Annotated in this window: 1 protein-coding gene; it reads left to right on the forward strand. The window is 44.4% G+C overall.

The features are described from left to right. A partial coding sequence (locus tag AC1DVJ_RS31045; RefSeq protein WP_477596800.1) for a metallophosphoesterase family protein occupies window positions 1–941 on the forward strand: 941 nt, incomplete at its 5' end. Between the last annotated feature and the right edge of the window lie 258 nt (window positions 942–1,199).

Consider the following 1,199-nt stretch of genomic DNA (forward strand, 5'->3'; position numbering starts at 1 on the left):
TAGTTGAGCCCTCTGTACAGACAGAAATACCTACAGCATCCGTTCAACCGGATACGGTCGTCCCAGGCGACAAGCGTTTATTGCTATCCTTTTTCCTTCTCAGCGACGTGCATATTTCCGACAATGGAACTTCGGGGATTACCGATAAGCTTCATTCGGCGTTGAAAGATATTACTCACTTCGAATCGCCAGTGGACACGATTGTTTTCGGTGGGGATATCACTGACGTAGGCCGGGAGCAGGATTACAAGCTTTTTCGGAAAGTATTGGACAAATACAAACTACCGCCAATGTACGCGAATATGGGCAATCATGATTATTACGACATTTGGATAAACACGAAGGGAGAATGGTCCGCTGAAACGGTCCCCAACGGAAAAACCGATGCGATGTCCCGTGAACGCTTCATGAAGTTTTTCGGCTACAAGGATAAGCCCTACAAGGATGTCTGGGTTAATGATGTTCATCTGATCATGATGTCTCAAGAGACATATGTGCAGGAGAGAGCTGATGTAGGGGAGGGCGCCTGGTATTCGGATGAGCAGCTTGCCTGGCTCGAGAATTGTATGAAAAACCATGAGGATGGAAAGCCCGCTATCGTCTTCATACATCAGCCGCTACCGGCCCCAGATATGGACGGGAAACCGCCCCAATTACTCAGGGCGAAGGAGTTTCGGGCTATCTTAAAGCCATATAAGAATGTTTTTGTGCTGTCGGGTCATACACATCGTAACTTTGCGACGGAGAATCACTATAATACTCAGAACTCATTTCACTGGTTCAATAATGCCTCAGTCGGCAAAACACGCAGTACTGACAATCCAAATGTAGCACAAGGCATGTATGTTCAGATCTACAACAACGAAGTTGTGGTTCGCGGCYGAGAGTTTTCCGATCAAACTTGGATCGAATCGGCAAAGTACACTGTAGCTTTAGTTTAAAATCCCTTTTTTCGATAAAAAGCCCGGGGGGGATGGTTACCCTCGGGCTTTCACTTTAGCCGTGAATATTCTCGCATGTTTGGTTTTCCACCCAAAGTTGACATGAAGCGTCTAAAAGAAATATCTTTCACGTGAGAGAAATAGGCAAGCATTTAAGATGAAATTCATTCAGAAACTTGAAAGATATCCTAGAGAATTTAGATAGATTAATAACATAAGTCCAAGCCAATATATGAACCAATTCATACACTATTACTA

This window comes from Paenibacillus sp. P4_A9 (assembly GCF_056402415.1).